The 16,581-nt window shown below is 70.5% G+C and carries 15 protein-coding genes; 2 read left to right on the forward strand and 13 right to left on the reverse strand.

Going from position 1 to position 16,581, the window contains the following annotated elements:
- Positions 1 to 8 precede the first annotated feature (8 nt).
- The 3 genes from ACWGQ1_RS06225 to ACWGQ1_RS06235 form a co-directional block, all read right to left on the reverse strand.
- Entirely contained in the window at positions 9 to 563 is a 555-nt protein-coding gene (locus ACWGQ1_RS06225; protein WP_136035076.1) for a YceI family protein, read from the reverse strand.
- Between the two features lie 178 nt (positions 564 to 741).
- Positions 742 to 1,110: an FKBP-type peptidyl-prolyl cis-trans isomerase gene (locus tag ACWGQ1_RS06230; RefSeq protein WP_136035078.1), complete on the reverse strand. Its 369-nt coding sequence runs from the start codon at positions 1,108 to 1,110 to the stop codon at positions 742 to 744.
- A 205-nt stretch (positions 1,111 to 1,315) separates the two neighbouring features.
- Positions 1,316 to 2,617, reverse strand: a complete 1,302-nt coding sequence (locus ACWGQ1_RS06235) for a PrsW family intramembrane metalloprotease (RefSeq protein ID WP_240745440.1) — start codon at positions 2,615 to 2,617, stop codon at positions 1,316 to 1,318.
- An 89-nt stretch (positions 2,618 to 2,706) separates the two neighbouring features.
- Between ACWGQ1_RS06235 and ACWGQ1_RS06240 the strand changes: the two genes are divergently transcribed.
- Positions 2,707 to 3,576, forward strand: a complete 870-nt coding sequence (locus ACWGQ1_RS06240) for a fumarylacetoacetate hydrolase family protein (RefSeq protein WP_247638671.1) — start codon at positions 2,707 to 2,709, stop codon at positions 3,574 to 3,576.
- A gap of 69 nt (positions 3,577 to 3,645) precedes the next feature.
- Here ACWGQ1_RS06240 and ACWGQ1_RS06245 read toward each other — a convergent pair whose 3' ends face one another.
- The 4 genes from ACWGQ1_RS06245 to ACWGQ1_RS06260 are packed head-to-tail and all read right to left on the reverse strand — an operon-like array spanning position 3,646 to position 7,885.
- Positions 3,646 to 5,106: an aspartate ammonia-lyase gene (locus tag ACWGQ1_RS06245; protein ID WP_136035081.1), complete on the reverse strand. Its 1,461-nt coding sequence runs from the start codon at positions 5,104 to 5,106 to the stop codon at positions 3,646 to 3,648.
- Between the two features lie 51 nt (positions 5,107 to 5,157).
- Positions 5,158 to 6,087 carry a phosphodiesterase gene (locus ACWGQ1_RS06250; protein WP_136035084.1) on the reverse strand — a complete coding sequence of 310 codons (930 nt, stop codon included), beginning with the start codon at positions 6,085 to 6,087 and terminating at the stop codon, positions 5,158 to 5,160.
- Positions 6,088 to 6,146: 59 nt separating this feature from the next.
- Positions 6,147 to 6,482 carry a peptidase gene (locus tag ACWGQ1_RS06255; RefSeq protein WP_136045664.1) on the reverse strand — a complete coding sequence of 112 codons (336 nt, stop codon included), beginning with the start codon at positions 6,480 to 6,482 and terminating at the stop codon, positions 6,147 to 6,149.
- Positions 6,479 to 7,885 (reverse strand): inorganic phosphate transporter, encoded by a 1,407-nt coding sequence (locus ACWGQ1_RS06260; protein ID WP_452312546.1) that lies wholly within the window; start codon positions 7,883 to 7,885, stop codon positions 6,479 to 6,481. Before ACWGQ1_RS06260 ends, ACWGQ1_RS06255 begins: the two co-directional genes overlap by 4 nt.
- Before the next feature lie 152 nt (positions 7,886 to 8,037).
- On the opposite strand from ACWGQ1_RS06260, the gene ACWGQ1_RS06265 reads away from it, so the two are divergent.
- Positions 8,038 to 10,137 carry a prolyl oligopeptidase family serine peptidase gene (locus ACWGQ1_RS06265; RefSeq protein ID WP_452312547.1) on the forward strand — a complete coding sequence of 700 codons (2,100 nt, stop codon included), beginning with the start codon at positions 8,038 to 8,040 and terminating at the stop codon, positions 10,135 to 10,137.
- 11 nt (positions 10,138 to 10,148) lie between these two features.
- On the opposite strand, the gene ACWGQ1_RS06270 is transcribed toward ACWGQ1_RS06265, so the two are convergent.
- The 6 genes from ACWGQ1_RS06270 to truB all read right to left on the reverse strand — a co-directional run bounded on the left by ACWGQ1_RS06270 (position 10,149) and on the right by truB (position 16,440).
- Positions 10,149 to 11,177 carry a 6-phosphofructokinase gene (locus ACWGQ1_RS06270; RefSeq protein WP_136035092.1) on the reverse strand — a complete coding sequence of 343 codons (1,029 nt, stop codon included), beginning with the start codon at positions 11,175 to 11,177 and terminating at the stop codon, positions 10,149 to 10,151.
- A gap of 209 nt (positions 11,178 to 11,386) precedes the next feature.
- Complete coding sequence (locus ACWGQ1_RS06275) at positions 11,387 to 13,531, reverse strand: DEAD/DEAH box helicase (RefSeq protein ID WP_136037264.1); 2,145 nt, start codon at positions 13,529 to 13,531, stop codon at positions 11,387 to 11,389.
- A gap of 209 nt (positions 13,532 to 13,740) precedes the next feature.
- Positions 13,741 to 14,691, reverse strand: coding sequence for a bifunctional riboflavin kinase/FAD synthetase (locus ACWGQ1_RS06280; protein ID WP_452312548.1), 951 nt, complete (start codon positions 14,689 to 14,691; stop codon positions 13,741 to 13,743).
- Positions 14,688 to 15,125 carry a hypothetical protein gene (locus ACWGQ1_RS06285; RefSeq protein ID WP_205812769.1) on the reverse strand — a complete coding sequence of 146 codons (438 nt, stop codon included), beginning with the start codon at positions 15,123 to 15,125 and terminating at the stop codon, positions 14,688 to 14,690. Before ACWGQ1_RS06285 ends, ACWGQ1_RS06280 begins: the two co-directional genes overlap by 4 nt.
- 56 nt (positions 15,126 to 15,181) lie before the next feature.
- On the reverse strand, positions 15,182 to 15,550 hold the full coding sequence (locus tag ACWGQ1_RS06290; protein ID WP_452312549.1) for a hypothetical protein: 369 nt from the start codon (positions 15,548 to 15,550) through the stop codon (positions 15,182 to 15,184).
- Positions 15,547 to 16,440 (reverse strand): tRNA pseudouridine(55) synthase TruB, encoded by an 894-nt coding sequence (gene truB, locus ACWGQ1_RS06295; protein WP_452312550.1) that lies wholly within the window; start codon positions 16,438 to 16,440, stop codon positions 15,547 to 15,549. Before truB ends, ACWGQ1_RS06290 begins: the two co-directional genes overlap by 4 nt.
- Positions 16,441 to 16,581: the final 141 nt, after the last annotated feature.

Here is a 16,581-nt window from a genome sequence, read left to right on the forward strand (position 1 = left end):
TGCGGCGATCAGTCCTGCTGCAGCGCTCCCTGCAGGTCGAGGTTGATCGTGACGTCCTTGCCCACGAGCACGCCGCCGGTCTCGAGCGCCGCGTTCCAGGTGAGGCCGAAGTCCTCGCGGTTGATGACCGTCTTCGCCGAGGCGCCCGCCTTGTAGTTGCCCCACGGGTCGCTGCCGAAGCCGCCGAAGTCGAGCTCGAACGTGACCGGCTTCGTGATGCCGCGGATCGTGAGGTCGCCGTCGACCAGCAGGTCGCCGCCCTCGACGCGCGCACCGGTCGACACGAACTCCATCGTGGGGTAGTTCTCGGTGTCGAAGAAGTCCGCCGAGCGGAGGTGCTGGTCGCGGCCCTCGTCCTTCGTGTCCACCGACGTCACGTCGACGCTCGCCTCGACCTTGGCCTCGAGCGGGTTCTCCGGAGCCACGAGCGTCGCGCTCTTCACGCCGAACGTGCCGCGCACCTTCGAGATCATCATGTGACGGACGCTGAAGGTGACCTCGCTGTGCGCGGGGTCAAGGACCCAGGTGCCGGGGCGGTAGCCGGGGATGTCGATGCTGGTCATGGGTTTCTCCTCGGAGAATCGGCCGCGCGGAGGCGGCGTACGGACAGGGCCGCGATCGCGGCGTCCTCCAGCCCAACCTACATTCACGCGAATGTATTCCCGTGCATGCACACGCGTTCCGGAAAGACAGAACGCCCCTCCTGGCGAGAGGAGAGGCGCTCGAGATGTCGCGTCGAGATCAGCCCACGGCGACGAGGTCGATGATGAAGATCAGCGTCTTGCCGGACAGGAAGTGTCCGCCGCCGACCGGACCGTAGGCCAGGTGCGGCGGGATGATCAGCTCGCGGCGTCCGCCGACCTTCATGCCGGGAATGCCGTCCTGCCAGCCCTGGATCAGGCCGCGCAGCGGGAACTGGATGGTCTCGCCACGGCCCCACGAGGAGTCGAACTCCTCGCCGGACTCGAACTCCACACCGGCGTAGTGGACGGTCACCGTGTCACCGGGCTTGGCCTCGGCACCATCACCCTCGATGATGTCGCGGATGACCAGCTCTGCGGGGGCAGGAGCGGTCGGGGCGTCGAACTCGGGCTTCGTGCGATCAGTCATGGCTCCATCCAAGCGGACCCGCGCGCGCCCGGTCAACGCGACGGGACCTGCTCACAGCGAACACCTCGACCGGGCGGGTGGCCTCGCGCCCTGCCCCTTGACACGTCCGAGGGGCCGGGTGCACCCTGGTGGCAGATCAACTCAGCGCCCGGGAGACATGCAGGCATCGCCGCAGCACCGGGCGCTGAGTCTTGCTCAGGGCGGATCAGTAGGCCAGCAGCGCAGCCCTCGTCGCGCGCGTGCGGATCAGCAGCGCCCGCTCGTCCTCGACCGCCAGCGGGTCGCGGCCGGTGATCGCCCGCTGCCGCACCGCCGCCAGCGCCGTCGCGTCCTTGATGAACTCGCGCATGAGCGGACGACGGTCGCCGCGCAACTGCGCCGCCCACGTCAATCCCGCCTTGCGACCGGACGGCGTCGCGAGCATCGTGACCTCCTCCGGCGTGAACCAGCCCGCGGCGGCGTACTCGGCGAGCCGCGCCCTCGTGAGCCGCGCCTCCTCCCGCCGCAGCGCGATGATGCCCAGGATGAAGCCGATGAACAGCGGGACCTGCAGCGTGAAGTAGAGGCCGAAGAAGTCCGCGAAGGTCGCCGAGCCGTTCCACAGCGCGTGCAGGAAGACCGCGCCGAACCACCCGAGCAGTCCCGCGCCGAGGGCCGCCCCGGCGGAGGCGTGCCGGCGCGCGACGAGGCCGATCGCGAACCCCGTCAGCGACGTGAACATGGCGTGCGCGAAGGGCGACAGCAGCGCGCGCACCACGAACGTGGCGCCGAGCTGCTCGCCGCCACCCTCGATCAGGCTGACCGCGAAGTACTGGATGTTCTCGGTGAACGCGAACCCGGCCCCCACCAGCGCGCCGTACACCACGCCGTCGACCGGGCCGTCGAACGAACGGCGGGCGAGCAGGAAGACCAGGAACACCCCGAGGCCCTTCCAGAACTCCTCCACGATCGGCGCCTGTACGACCGCCGCCACCGCCTCCGGCACCGGGCCGAGCAGGATCGTCATCCCGACGTCGACCAGGAGAGTGAGGCCGACCGCCGCCACCGCGCCCCACGCGATCGCGAAGATCACGAGACGCTTCGGCTCCGGCTCCCATCGGTCGATCATCCGCACCCCGAGGAACACGATCGCCAGAGGGATCAGCGCGAGAACGAGCCCCACGGCCGACGCCGTCGGCCCCAGCGCCCAGCCGAAGTAGCCGATCAGCGCCAGGAGCAGGAACCCGAGGAAGGCGAACAGCCACAGCGAGACCGTCCTGCCCTTCTTCGTGGTCACCGGCAGGGCGGGCAGCGACTCCGCCGGCGACGGCGCGACGGGCGCCGGCGGGGTGTACGGCGTCGGCTGCGCCAGTGCGGACGCGTAGCCGGGCTGCTGCCCGTAGGTCGCCGGCAGATAGGGCGACTGCGCATACTGGGCCGCGGAGTACGCCGACGGTGCGGGCTGCTGGGCGGGCGGCGGCGTGTATCGCCCGGGCTGCTGGGGGTCGGCCGGTCCTCCGAAAGTCATAGCCAAAGCTTATGGGGCACAAGCAATACCGCCCGGGTCTGGTCGAGTCCTCCATCCGCCCCGCCGCAGCCACCCGGTAGCGTAGAACCATGCGGTTCGCTCATCTGCGCCGTCCCGACTCCCCCCGCGCGGTCCTCGCCGTGGTGGACGACACGGACGCCATCCTCGTCTCCGATCTCCTGTCCGACGCTCCTGCCACACTGCAGCAGCTGATCGAGCGGGGTGACGTCGCCCTCGACGAGCTGCGCACCGCCCTGGCCGACGGCACCGCTCCGCGTCACCCGCTGGGCGACTGGAGCTTCGACTCCGCCGTGCTCGCCCCGCCCGCCGTGCTCGCGGTCGGCCTCAACTACGCCGCGCACTCCAGCGAGCTCGGACTCAAGACCGACGCTGCGCCCACGGTGTTCACGCTGTGGCCCAACTCCCTCACCGGGCACGATCACGTCACCTCCTGGCCGCGCAGCCTCAGCGAAGCCGTCGACTACGAGGCGGAGCTCGGCGTGCTGATCGGCACCCCCGCGAAAGACGTGAGCGAAGCCGACGCGCTGTCGCACGTGTGGGGATACACCGTGGTGAACGACATCACCGCGCGGAACATCCAGTTCTCCGAGGCGCAGTGGTCGCGCTGCAAGTCGTTCGACGGCTTCACGCCCACCGGTCCCTTCGCGGTCACGGCCGACGAGGTGCCCGATCCGCAGGACCTCCACATCTGGACGGTCGTCGACGGGCACACGGTGCAGGACGCGAGCACCGACCAGATGGTGCGCTCGGTCGCGAAGCTGATCGCGCATCTGTCGCAGTCGCTCACGCTGCTGCCCGGGACGCTCATCTCCACCGGCAGCCCCGGCGGTGCGGGCTACTCGCGCGACCCGCAGATCTTCCTCCGCGACCACTCGACGGTCACGGTCGGCATCGACGGGATCGGCGAGCTCACCACGCACTGCCGCATCCTCGACTGACACCGGACACGCGGAAGGGGACGGGAGCCGCGGCTCCCGTCCCCTTCTGCGTGTTCGGCGTGCCGCAGGTCAGATCTGGATGAGGTCGTCGGGCGTGACGATCGGGATGGCCGCCGTCACGGCCTCGAGGCCCGACAGGCGCGCGGGCGAGAGCTGCTTGGTCACCTCGTCGCGCGACATGAGGCCCGCCTCGACCACCAGATCGGCGACGTTGCGGTTGGTGAGCAGTGCGGTCTTCGCGAGCGCGGCCGCGGCGGCGTAGCCGATGAAGGGGGTGAGCGCCGTGATCACGCCGACCGACGCGCCCACCATCGCCCCGAGGCGGTCGCGGTTGGCGGTGATGCCCTCGACACAGTTCACCCGCAGGGTCCACATGGCCTGACGCATCCAGGTGATGGACTGGAAGATCGAGTGCGCGATGACCGGCTCGAACGCGTTGAGCTGCAGCTGTCCGCCCTCGACCGCCATGGTCACCGTGGTGTCCGCGCCGACGACGGCGAACGCGACCTGGTTCACGACCTCGGGGATCACCGGGTTCACCTTGCCCGGCATGATGCTCGAGCCGGCCTGGCGGGCGGGGAGGTTGATCTCGCCGAGGCCCGCCTGCGGACCCGACGAGAGCAGGCGCAGGTCGTTGCAGATCTTCGAGAGCTTGATGGCGTTGCGCTTGAGCGACGACGAGAACGACATGAAGGCGCCGGTGTCGCTCGTGGACTCCACGAGGTCGGTCGCCGTCTCCAGGTCGAGCCCGGTGATCTCGCGCAGGTGCTTGAGCACGGCCGGCGCGTAGTCGACGTGCGTGGTGATGCCGGTACCGATCGCCGTGGCGCCCATGTTGATCTCGAACATGAGCGAGGCGTTCTCGGTGAGACGGCTGTGGTCCTCCCCCAGCGTCGTGGCGAAGCCGTGGAACTCCTGGCCGAGCGTCATCGGCACCGCGTCCTGCAGCTGGGTGCGCCCGACCTTGAGGATGTCGTGGAACTCGCTCGCCTTGCCCAGGAACGCGATGCGCAGGGCGTCGAGCTCGTCGAGCAGCGACCGCAGCGTGAGCGACAGCCCGATCTTGACCGCCGTCGGGTACACGTCGTTGGTGGACTGGCTGCGGTTGGTGTGGTCGATCGGCGAGAGGAACGCGTAGTCGCCCTTCTCGCGTCCGGCCATCTCGAGCGCGATGTTGGTGATGACCTCGTTCGCGTTCATGTTGGTCGAGGTGCCGGCACCGCCCTGGATGACGCCGACCGTGAACTGCTCGTGGAACTCGCCGTCGATCACCCGCTGCGCCGCGCGGTCGATCAGGTCGGCACGCTCGGCATCGAGCACGCCGATCTCCTTGTTCGCCCGCGCGCTGGCCTGCTTGACCATCGCCAGAGCGATCACCAGGTCGGGGTACACGGAGATCGGCCGCTTGGAGATCGGGAAGTTCGCGTCGGCGCGGGCCGTGTGGATCCCCCAGTAGGCGTCGACGGGGATCTCCATGCTCCCCAGCGAATCGGTCTCGGTACGTGTAAGTGCAGGCGCGGCAGAAGCCATGTCACATCCTCGTGGGTCGTGGCGAATGGAAAAGTGGGGGATGCGACCAGTCTACGCCGGTCGGCGCGGCGGTTTCCGGGAGAACGCGTCGAGCCGCTGCTCCGGCGTGAGGGCGGCCATCCGCTCCAGCCACTCGGAGGAGAAGAAGTCGCCCGTGGGAGCGTCGACCACCGGGACGACGGTGTGGGTGATCGTGTCGGGATACACATGCACGAGCTGGAACGACTGCGCCGCGTCCATGCCGTTCACGTCGGGTGCCGGCCGGGCGACGTTCATCGTGTAGCAGGTCGCCGAGGCCACGCTCACCGGGACGCCGGCGAACACCCCGTGCGAGGAGTAGTGCAGGTGTCCCGCGAGGATCCCCCGCACGTCGGTGCCGCGGATCACCTCCGCGAGCTCGTCCTGGTGGCGCAGCTCGAGGATGTCGAACAGCGGCAGGTGGCTCGGCAGCGGCGGGTGGTGCATCGCCAGCAGCGTGCCGTGCGGCGCCGGCTCCGCGAGCAGTCCGGCCAGCCACTCGAGCTGACCGGGGTCGAGGTCTCCGTGGTGCCATCCGGGGACACTCGTGTCGAGCGCGATGAGCCGCAGTCCGTCCAGCTCCCACACGCCCGTCACCGGCTCCTCCGTCGGCTCCCGGTCGAGAAGCTCACGGCGCAGCGCGGGGCGTTCGTCGTGGTTGCCCGCGACCCACACGATCGGTGTGCCCCGGTCCGCGGCGACCGGCTCGAGCGCGGCTCGCAGTCGCCGGTACGCGTCGGGCTCACCGAGGTCTGCGAGGTCGCCCGTGACCACGATGGCTGCGGGCGCCGGATGCACGGCGCGGATCGCCGCGAGGGTGCGGTCGAACGAGGCCTGCACGTCGTAGCTCCCGCCGAGCAGTGCCCCTCCCGCGAGGAAGTGCGGGTCGCTCACGTGGATCAGGACGTGGGAGGCCGGGTCGTGCCTGCCGAAGACGTACGGGGTTCCGGGTGCCGCGGACATGACCTCAGCCTAGGGTCACGCCCGGACGCCGGGTCCGGACGCGCCAGGGCCGCGGGGTCTCAGTGTCCGAGGACGAGGAGGAGGATGCCGCCGATGACCGCCGCACCGCACAGCACGAAGCACGCGTAGGCACCCACGAGCGCGAGAGTCTTCTGTCCCTCGGTGAGCGGGCTCTTCTTCGCCGCCTTGGCCGCCTGCTTGGCCGCGCGCTTGAGTTCCTTCTCGGAGATCACGGTGATCGCGTCGGTGAACTCGGCGGGGCTCACGACGGGGGCCCGGCCGCTGCGGACCAGGAGCCGCAGTCCCAGCGCGTAGAAGGTGACGATGGCCGCGGCGCCGATGAGGGCGGCGGCGAACACCTGGAAGAACGCGAGCCAGTCGATCGTGACGCTCATGCCGAGTCCCCGTTCCGCGTGATCGTGGCCTCGTCGGCGCCCGACTCCGGCGCCGGGGCCGGGGGCGGGGCGACGGGTGCAGCGCCGGTCTTCGCCGCCTTGGCACCGGCCTTGGCCTCCGCCTTCTTCTTGGCCTTGTTCTTCGCCTCGGCCTTCGCGCGGTCCTTGGCCTCGGCACGCGCCTTGGCCTCGGCCTTCGCGCGCTCGATGCGCTGCTGACGGCGCGTGGGCGGGGGCGTGTCCGGCAGCTCGATCGCGAGACCCGACTCCGCCACATCGCTCATCGCGTTCGCGTGCGTGACCGCGTTGCGCCGCGACCGCAGGAACAGGCCCAGGATGATCGCGAGCGCAAGGACCGCATCGATCGCGACGCCCCAGGGACCGAGCCACACGACCAGCAGGGCCGCGAGGGCACCGACACCGCCGGCGGCCGGCAGCGTCAGCAGCCAGCCGACGCCGATGCGTCCGGCCGTCCGCCACCGCACGGTCGAGCCGCGGCGACCCAGCCCCGAGCCGATGACCGAGCCGGACGCCACCTGGGTCGTGGAGAGCGCGAAGCCCAGCGCGCTGGACGCGAGGATCGTGGCTGCGGTCGAGCTCTCGGCGGAGAAGCCCTGCGCCGGCTTGACATCGGTCAGCCCCTTGCCGAGCGTGCGGATGATGCGCCACCCGCCGAGGTACGTGCCGAGCGCGATCGTGAAGGCGCACGCGACGATCACCCACAGCTCGGGCTCGTGGTGGGCTCCCGACTGCCAGCCGATCGTGATCATGGCCAGGGTGATGACACCCATGGTCTTCTGCGCGTCGTTCGTGCCGTGCGCCAGCGCGACCAGCGAGGACGTGAAGATCTGACCCCAGCGGAAGCCGTCGCGTCCGTCCGGCTTGCCGTCGTAGCGGCGCGTGACCGAGTACGCGATCTTGGTGGCCGCGAACGCGATGATGCCCGCCGTGATCGGGGCGATCAGCGCGGGGAGCACGATCTTCGACAGCACTGCGCCGAAGTCGATGCCGCCGAGGCCCGCGCCGACGAGCGTGGCGCCGATGAGGCCGCCGAACAGCGCGTGCGAGGAGCTCGACGGCAGGCCGAGCAGCCAGGTGAGCATGTTCCACGTGATCGCACCGATGAGTCCGGCGAAGATGAGCGACAGGAACAGTTGCGCCCCCGCCTCGAGGATCGCATCCTCGCGGATGATGCCGCCCGAGATGGTCTTCGACACCTCCGTAGACAGGAAGGCACCGACGAGGTTGAGCACGGCGGCCAGCAGCACCGCGGTCTTGGGCTTCAGGGCACCGGTCGCGATGGGGGTGGCCATCGCGTTGGCGGTGTCGTGAAAGCCGTTCGTGAAGTCGAAGAAGAGTGCCAGCGCGATGACGAGCACAACAATGAGGGCTGCGGTTTCCACCGTTCGCTTTCGGTCTTGAGGAAAGGGAATGTCGACGGGATCGACGTGACGAACGAAGAGTTCACCGTGGGTTTGACTTCCGTTTACCGGCCCCGGTAAATCCTCCCACCGTCCCCCGTGCCGGTCAACTCGACCTGGGATAGCGTGGAGCGGTGACTGACGCCCCGATCGCCACCCGCCGTCCGACGTTCCGCACGCACCACGGGGACACCGTGGAAGACCCCTACGAATGGCTGCGCGAGAAGGACTCCCCCGAGGTCATCGCTCATCTCGAGGCCGAGAACGCCCACACCGAGGCCGAGACCGCCCACCTGGCCGGGCTGCGCGAGACCCTGTTCCAGGAGATCAAGGGCCGCGTGCAGGAGACGGATCTGTCGGTGCCGACCCGCCGCGGCGACTGGTGGTACTACAGCCGCACCGAGGAGGGCGCGCAGTACGCGATCCACTGCCGCGCGGCCGCGGAGCCCGACGACTGGACTCCCCCGCGCCTGGAGCCCGGCGTCCCGGTGCCCGGCGAGGTCGTGCTGCTGGACGGCAACGCCGAGGCGGAGGGCCACGAGTTCTTCTCGCTCGGAGCCTTCGACACCACGGATGACGCGACGAAGCTCCTGTGGTCCACCGACTTCGAGGGCGACGAGCTCTACACCGTGCGCGTACGCGATCTCGCGACGGGCACCACTCTCGACGACGAGATCCCGAACACCGGCAGCGCCTTCTTCACCCCCGACGGCACGGGGGTGCTCTACACCACGCGCGACGAGGCCTGGCGCCCGGACACCCTGTGGCTGCACCGCCTCGGCACCCCCGTCGCGGACGACCTGCGGCTGTTCCACGAACCGGACGAGAAGCTCTGGCTCGGCGCCGGGATCACCCGCAGCCGCCGGTACCTCGTGATCGCGGTCGGGTCGAGCATCACGAGCGAGGAGCGCCTGGTCGACCTGTCCGGCGACATCACCGCGGAGCCGCGGCTGGTGTGGCCGCGTCGCGAGGGTGTGGAGTACTCGCTGGAGCACGCCGTGGTCGACGGCGAGGACCGACTGCTGATCCTGCACAACGACGGCGCCCTGGACTTCGAGCTCGTGTCGGTGACCGTCGCGGACCCGCAGGGCGAGCGACGCGTGATCCTCCCCCACAAGCCGGGACGGCGACTCCTCGGGGTCGATGCGTTCCGGGACTTCGCCACCGTGGAGTACCGCAGCGAGGGGCTCGAACGGGTCGGCCTGCTCGACTACGCGACCGATGCGGTCGAGGAGCTCCGCTTCGACGAGCCGCTCTACTCCGCCGGCGTGAGCGGCAACCCCGAGTGGCACGCCCCCTTCCTCCGGCTCGGCTACACCTCCTTCGTGACGCCAGGCACGGTGTACGAGCTCGACCTCGCCACGCGCGAGCTCGTGCTGCGCAAGCAGGTGGCCGTCCTGGGCGGCTATGAGCCCTCCGCCTACGGCCAGCGCCGCGAGTGGGCGACCGCGGAAGACGGCACCCGCGTGCCGATCTCGCTCGTCTGGAAGCGGTCGTTCGGGGAGCCGGGTGCCGAGGCGCGCCCCGTGCACCTGTACGGCTACGGCTCGTACGAGCACTCGATCGACCCGGGGTTCTCCGTGGCGCGGCTGTCGGAGCTCGACCGCGGCGTGGTCTTCGCGGTCGCCCACGTGCGCGGCGGCGGCGAGATGGGACGGCAGTGGTACGAGGAGGGGAAGCTGCTGCACAAGCGCAACACCTTCACGGACTTCGTCGCGTGCGCACGGCACCTGGTCGCGGAGGGCACGACGACGCCCGCGCAGCTGGTCGCCGAGGGCGGCAGTGCGGGCGGCCTGCTGATGGGCGCGGTCGCGAACCTGGCCCCCGAGCTGTTCGCCGGAGTGCTCGCCGGGGTGCCGTTCGTCGACGCCCTGACCACGATCCTCGACCCGTCGCTCCCCCTCACCGTGATCGAGTGGGACGAGTGGGGCGACCCGCTGCACGACGCAGAGGTGTACGCCTACATGAAGTCGTACACGCCGTACGAGAACGTGCGCGAGGGTGTGCACTACCCGCGGATCCTCGCCGTGACATCACTCAACGACACGCGAGTGCTGTACGTCGAGCCGGCCAAGTGGGTGGCCCGGCTCCGCGAGGCCGGGGCGACCGACGTGCTCCTCAAGTGCGAGATGGTCGCCGGGCACGGGGGCGTGAGCGGGCGCTACAACTCCTGGCGTGAGCGCGCGTTCGAGCTCGCCTGGCTGCTCGACACGCTCGGCCTCGCCGACGCCTGAGCCGCGGCGGGTCAGCCGAACAGCGCGGCGGCCTCGTCGTAGCGGTAGCGCGGCACCGTGTTCAGCTCGCCCAGCGCATCCGCGAAGGGCACGCGCACGATGTCGGTGCCCTGCATCGCCACCATCTGGCCCCAGGCGCCGTCGACGATCGCGTCGGCGGCGTGCAGGCCGAGGCGGGTGGCGAGCACGCGGTCGAACGCCGAGGGCGAGCCGCCGCGCTGGATGTGACCCAGGATGGTGGCGCGGGTCTCGATGCCGGTGATCCGCTCGATCTCCGGGGCCAGCAGGTCGCCGATCCCGCCGAGGCGCGGGCGGTTGAAGGCGTCGAGGCCCTTGTCGCTGTAGGCCTCCTCCATGCCCGTGAGCGTGAAGCCCTCCGACACCACGACCAGCGGAGCGCGGCCGCGGTCGTGTGCCCGCGTGACCAGCTCGGTGATCTCGTCGATGGACATGGGGACCTCGGGGATGCAGATCACGTGGGCACCGGCGGCCATGCCGGCGTGCAGCGCGATCCAGCCGACGTGACGGCCCATGACCTCGGCGACCATGCACCGCTGGTGCGAATCGCCGGTCGTCCGCAGACGGTCCATGGCGTCGGTCGCGATGTTCACCGCGGTGTCGAAACCGAACGAGTAGTCGGTGGCGCGCAGGTCGTTGTCGATCGTCTTCGGGACGCCGAGCACCTTGATGCCGTCCTTCGCGAGCCGGTCGGCCGCGGCCAGGGTGCCCTCGCCGCCGATCGCCACGATGCCGTCGATCTTGTGACCGTAGAGCGTCTTGGCGATGTTCTCGGCGCCGCCGCGCTCACCCTCGTACGGGTTGGTGCGGCTCGTGCCGAGGATCGTGCCGCCCACCTTCGACAGACCCTTCACCTCGTGCCGGGTGAGGGGCATGAAGTCGCCCTCGACGACCCCGCGCCAGCCGTCGCGGATGCCGACGAACTCCAGGTCGTAGGTGGTGGTGCCCTTGAGCACGATGCCGCGGATGACCGCGTTGAGTCCGGGGCAGTCGCCGCCGCTCGTCAGGATGCCGATCTTCATGCTGCTGCCTTCGGAGGTTCGAGTGTCGGGAGGGGGAAAGGCGACGGTGCCTGGGATCGACCCTAGCGGCACGCCGCCCTCCGCCGCCATTCGGACGCGTCGAAAAACCAGGATCTTGACGCGTCCGACCCGCGGAATCCGCGAACTTTGAGATCGAAGCCCGATCCGAGGCGAATCCGGCGTTAAGAACTCGCGTTCTTAGCGGAGGCTCAGCTCCCGCCGAGGGCCTCGCGCAGCAGGTGCATGAGGGCCGCCAGCTGCACCGACTCGCTCGCCGCCTCCTCGGTCGCCTCGCCGTCCAGCGCCCTGGCCGCGAGGCCCTGCTTCTGGTCGATGAGCTCCGCGATCTTGGTGTCGATCGTGTGCGCGGCGATGATGCGCCACGCCGTCACCGGCTCGTCCTGCCCGATGCGGTGCACGCGGTCGATGGCCTGCGTCTGCTCGGCCGCCGTCCACGAGAGCTCGGCGAGCACGACGTTCGACGCGGCCTGGAGGTTGAGCCCCACACCGGCGGCCGTCAGCGAGCACACCGCGATGCCCACGTCCGGGTCGCCGTTGAAGTCGTCGATCGCCTGCTGACGCACGGTCGTGGTCTGATCGCCGCGGATCGACACCGCGCGGATGCCCGCGGCGGCGAAGTGCGCCTCCGCCTGGTCCATGACGTCGATGTGCTTCGCGAAGAACACGACCTTGCCGACCGACCGCTGCAGCTGCGCCGCGTAGTCGGCCGCGAGCGGTGCCTTGGCCTGACCGATGCGGCGCACCATCGTGAAGACGTTGTCGCCTCCGGTGCCCGCGGCCTTCGACTCCTCGAGCTCGTTCTGAGCGACCAGGCGCACGATGTCGTCGTCGATCTCGCCGGGAAGGAGCCCGCGATCGCCCCGTGCCTCGATGATGCGGCGGTAGCGCGCGGCCAGCCGCTCCCCCAGCTCGCGCTCGGCCTGACGGATGCTGCGTCCGAACTCGTCGTCGAGCTGCACCGGCAGATCTGCGACGAGCTTGTCCGGGAGGTCGGCCGCGACGTCCTTCTTCTTGCGGCGCACGATACCCATCGAGATCACCGCGTCCCGCGCTTCGGGATAGAACGCCTTGTCGGCGGGCGTGAACCCGGTCGCGTCGAGCTTCTCCATGAGCGCCGGTCCCGGCTTCTCGCCGTTCGTCCACCCGAGGAAGCGCCAGATGGCGTCGAAGTCCTCGACGTCGTTGATCAGCGGGGTACCCGTGAGCGCGAGCATCAGCGGGTCGTGTCCCGGCGTGCGCTCACGCACCTGCGCGGCCAGCGACAGCACGTTCTGGGAGCGCTGCGACGACAGGTTCTTGATGAAGTGCGCCTCGTCGACGACCATGCCCCGCAGACCGATGGTCGCGAGCCACGACAGGTGACGATCGAGGATCTCGTAGTTGACGATGAACACGTCGGCGAACGCGTCGATGTCGTCGCCGTCGCCCTGGATGACGGTCGCGCGGCGCTGCGGCGTCCACCGCTCCACCTCGCGCGCCCAGTTCATCTTCACCACGTTCGGCACCACGGCGAGCAGCGGGTAGGCGCCTGCGACGGATGCCGCCAGCACCGACTGCGCGGTCTTGCCCAGACCCGGCTCATCCGCGAGCAGGAAGCTGCGGTGCCCCGCGCGCACCGCCTCGAGGAAGCGCGACTGGTGCACCATCACGTCGAGGCCCTTGGGCGACACGTGGTCGAACTCGGGCGCGGGCGGAAGCTCCATCGAGGCTGCCGCACCGCCGGCGCCGGTCTCGAACGCCTTGTACAGCGGCCCCATCAGCTCCCAGCCGTCGAGGCGGCGCCGGGGCGTGCTGGCCGGGCGCGGCGTGAGGTCGGGCGCGAGGAAGGGGTTGGCGAGCTGTCGCGACTCCACGGACGGCGGCGTCACCTGACGTTCGGCGATCGCGGCCGGCACCACGGGGGCCTGCACGGGCGCCTGGTCCGCGATGATGAGCTCCTCGGGCGGCAGCTCGGCGCCCGACTCCAGCAGCCAGTCGCGGCGCATGCGCTTGGCGACGGGCGACGTGGCCTGGTCGGCCTCCAGCAGCTGGATGAGCGAGGTGTCGCGCGCGGCCGTCTTGGCGAGGATCGTGGCGACGCCGTCCAGGCGCTTGAGCAGCTCGGTGCGCGCGGCGTCGGTGATCTCGGTGTCGGCCTTGACCCGCGCGCGCTCCTCACGCACCAGGAACGCGATGACCTGGAACTTCGTGCGGTTCGTCGGGCCCAGCTTGCCGCGCTGGGACTTCGCCTCGATCTCGCGCACCTTGCGCGCGAGGATCGGGATGAGGGGTGCCTCGTCGTCGCGACGGGACGTCTTCTTGCGCCGCGTGGCGGCGGTTGCCGTGGTCGGCATGCTCCTCCTGAGCCTGAAGGGCCCGGCGCCCCCAGGGAGCCGATGGCCGTTCTCGTCGTCCGCGTGTGGCGTGAGCCAGGACCGTGCGGACCGTGGATCGTCTCCCTCCGGCGCTCACGGCGGTGCGCGGGTCGGCGGGAGCCTGCTCCCATTCTATGTCATCGGGCCGACCGCCCGCGGAACCGCGCGCCCGAATCGCGGTGCAGCGGTCAGGACTCCACGCCGAGGATCACCGCAGCCTGCGCCACATCGGCCGCCATCTGCGACATGAGCTTCTCGATGCCCTCGAACGCCACCATGCCGCGCAGCCGCTCCACGAACTCCACCGTCACGTCGTGCCCGTAGAGGTCGAGCCCCGTCTCTCCCAGCACGTGCGCCTCGACCTGGCGGACCAGCACGTCGTCGAACGTGGGGTTCGTGCCGACGGAGATCGCGGACGGATGCCGGATGCCGGTGTCGTGGTCGACCAGCCAGCCGGCGTAGATGCCGTCCGCGGGGACGAACGCGTCGACGATGGTCGAGAGGTTGGCGGTGGGGAACCCCAGCTCGCGGCCGCGCTTGAGGCCGTGCACGACCTCGCCGCGCACATCGGGAGAGCGCCCCAGCACCCGCGCGGCGCCCGCGACGTCGCCGTCCACGAGCAGCTCGCGGATCCAGCTCGACGACACGCGCCGCGACGACCCCTCGAGGTACACGTCCTCGACCACCTCGACCGTGAAGCCGTAGCGGGGGCCCAGCTCGCGCAGCAGCTCGGGTGTGCCTGCCCCGCGATGCCCGAATCGGAAGTCCGCGCCGACGAACACGGTCGACACCTGCAGCGCGCCCACCAGGATGTCCACCACGAAGTCCTCCGCCGAGCGGGCGGCGAGCTCCTCGTCGAAGGTCAGCATCAGGGTCGCGTCGAGGCCCAGCTCGCCGAGCAGCTCGAGCTTGCGCTCCACCGTGACGACGTTCTCGGGGCACCGGTCGGGGCGCAGGACCGCGAGCGGATTGCGGTCGAAGGTGACGGCGACCGCCCGGCTCCCCGTTGAGGCCGCGGTGTCCTTCAGCCGCTGGATCACGGCGCGGTGCCCTCGATGCACCCCGTCGAACTTGCCGATGGCGACCGCGCTGGGTCCGAAGCCGTCCGGAACCTCCTCCGGACTGCGGAACACGATCACGCGACGGCCTCCACCGGGCGCTCCACCGCGACGGGGCGGTGCGTGCGCAGCCACCAGATGCCGAAGACGGGAAGCACCAGCGGCACGAAGAGGTAGCCGCGGCCGAACAGCGACCACACGGTCTCGTGCTGGAACAGCGCCGGAAGCAGGATGCTCAGCACCCCGACGACGAGAACGCCGGTGAGCTCGAACACGATCGCGACCCACGCCACGGTGTACCACCCGCGACGCCGGGCGAAGATCAGCGCCAGTGTCGCGAGGATGTAGACGAGCGCGGCGACGGCGGACAGCGTGTACGCGAGCGGCGCCTCGTCGAACCGGCGCACGATCTGCACGAAGCTGCGCCCCGTGGCAGCCAGCGCCATGACGGCGTAGACGATCACGAGGACACGACCGATTCCGGTCATCCGGGTGGAGGGGGCGGTGGAGCTCATAGCGCATTCCATCCTAGAGCCGCGGCGGGACGCCGGACTCCGCGGGGCTCCCGCCGTCAGGCGACCTGGACCGTCCAGATGGCCTGCATGCGCCACAGCATGACCGCGATCGCGAGCGCCGCGACGCCCAGCACGACCGTGCTCCAGCGGCTGCGCTCCATCAGGGCCCACAGCACGGCGCCGATCGGCAGCAGCACGGCGGAGACCAGATACACCCAGTACTCGAGGGGATCGCCCGTGGGCGGGTTCCCCGAGAGCGGGGCGACGATCGCGACGACGACCTGCCCGATCAGCAGCAGCTCGACGAGTGCGAGCGCGCCGACCGAGAAGTCGCTCGGCCGGCGCCCCGCGAGACCGGCCACCAGGCAGAAGACGCCGGCGGCGACCGCCACCGCGATCTGCACGATCGTGAACCACAGGATCATCGGACGGCCTCCGGCATGTTCATGGCGCTCTTGATGTCGGCGCCGCGTCTCTCGACGATGCCGACCAGCACGTCGTCCTGATCGATCGCCGCGACGAGGGCGCCGGAGAGCCGATCGGCCTGGCCCGCGAGGCGTTTGCCGTGCCGCAGGTCCCTCGCCTCCTCCGCCGAGACCGGGAGCACCGGGAGGATGCGGGACGCCGCCTGCGCCGGGGTCAGCGTCGGCGCGCCCTCCAGCTCGTCGACGCCCACCGCGTCCGCCGCGTCGAAGGGGCCGACCCTGGTCCGCCGCAGGGCCGTCAGATGGCCCCCGACCCCGAGCGCGGCACCGAGGTCGCGGGCCAGGGAGCGGATGTAGGTGCCGGACGAGCAGTCCACGATCACGTCCAGGTCGATGTGGTCCTCGCCGCGACGGCTGGCGAGCACGTCGAACCGGCTGACGGTGACCTCGCGGGCCGCGAGCACGATCTCCTCCCCCGCGCGCACCCGGTCGTAGGCGCGACGTCCGTCGACCTTGATGGCCGACACCGCGCTGGGCACCTGGGAGATCTCCCCCGTCAGCGCGGCGACGCCGGCAGCGATCGCGTCGTCGGTGACGGTCGACCACGCCGCAGACTCGGCGACCGTGAGCGTGTCACCCTCGGCGTCGTCCGTGGTCGTGGTGGCGCCGAGCCGGATCGTGGCCAGGTAGGTCTTGTCGGCACCCACGACGTAGGTGAGCAGCCGCGTCGCACCCTCGATGCCGATCACCAGCAGCCCGGTCGCCATCGGGTCGAGCGTGCCGGCGTGACCCACCTTGCGGGTGCCGAAGGCCCGCCGCGTGCGGGCGACCACGTCGTGACTGGTGAGCCCGCCGGGCTTGTCGACGAGGAGGATGCCGGAGGGGACCATCCCTCCAGCCTACCGACGCGTGGTGCGCCGTCCGTGCGTCAGCCGCGCACCTCGTACGACGGCTCCGTCCCTCGGCCCGGTCCTCCCGATCCCGCTCGCCTAGGCTGGCGGGGTGCCCGTTCCGCCGTCTTCCCCCACGAC

The sequence above is a fragment of the Microbacterium sp. NPDC055599 genome (assembly GCF_053618975.1).

Bases quoted from the DNA above. Each gene is read 5' to 3' on its own strand.
- ACWGQ1_RS06225 (WP_136035076.1), bottom strand. From the start codon at position 563: ATGACCAGCATCGACATCCCCGGCTACCGCCCCGGCACCTGGGTCCTT.
- ACWGQ1_RS06230 (WP_136035078.1), bottom strand. From the start codon at position 1,110: ATGACTGATCGCACGAAGCCCGAGTTCGACGCCCCGACCGCTCCTGCC.
- ACWGQ1_RS06235 (WP_240745440.1), bottom strand. From the start codon at position 2,617: ATGACTTTCGGAGGACCGGCCGACCCCCAGCAGCCCGGGCGATACACG.
- ACWGQ1_RS06240 (WP_247638671.1), top strand. From the start codon at position 2,707: ATGCGGTTCGCTCATCTGCGCCGTCCCGACTCCCCCCGCGCGGTCCTC.
- ACWGQ1_RS06245 (WP_136035081.1), bottom strand. From the start codon at position 5,106: ATGGCTTCTGCCGCGCCTGCACTTACACGTACCGAGACCGATTCGCTG.
- ACWGQ1_RS06250 (WP_136035084.1), bottom strand. From the start codon at position 6,087: ATGTCCGCGGCACCCGGAACCCCGTACGTCTTCGGCAGGCACGACCCG.
- ACWGQ1_RS06255 (WP_136045664.1), bottom strand. From the start codon at position 6,482: ATGAGCGTCACGATCGACTGGCTCGCGTTCTTCCAGGTGTTCGCCGCC.
- ACWGQ1_RS06270 (WP_136035092.1), bottom strand. From the start codon at position 11,177: ATGAAGATCGGCATCCTGACGAGCGGCGGCGACTGCCCCGGACTCAAC.
- ACWGQ1_RS06275 (WP_136037264.1), bottom strand. From the start codon at position 13,531: ATGCCGACCACGGCAACCGCCGCCACGCGGCGCAAGAAGACGTCCCGT.
- ACWGQ1_RS06285 (WP_205812769.1), bottom strand. From the start codon at position 15,125: ATGAGCTCCACCGCCCCCTCCACCCGGATGACCGGAATCGGTCGTGTC.
- ACWGQ1_RS06290 (WP_452312549.1), bottom strand. From the start codon at position 15,550: ATGATCCTGTGGTTCACGATCGTGCAGATCGCGGTGGCGGTCGCCGCC.
- truB (WP_452312550.1), bottom strand. From the start codon at position 16,440: ATGGTCCCCTCCGGCATCCTCCTCGTCGACAAGCCCGGCGGGCTCACC.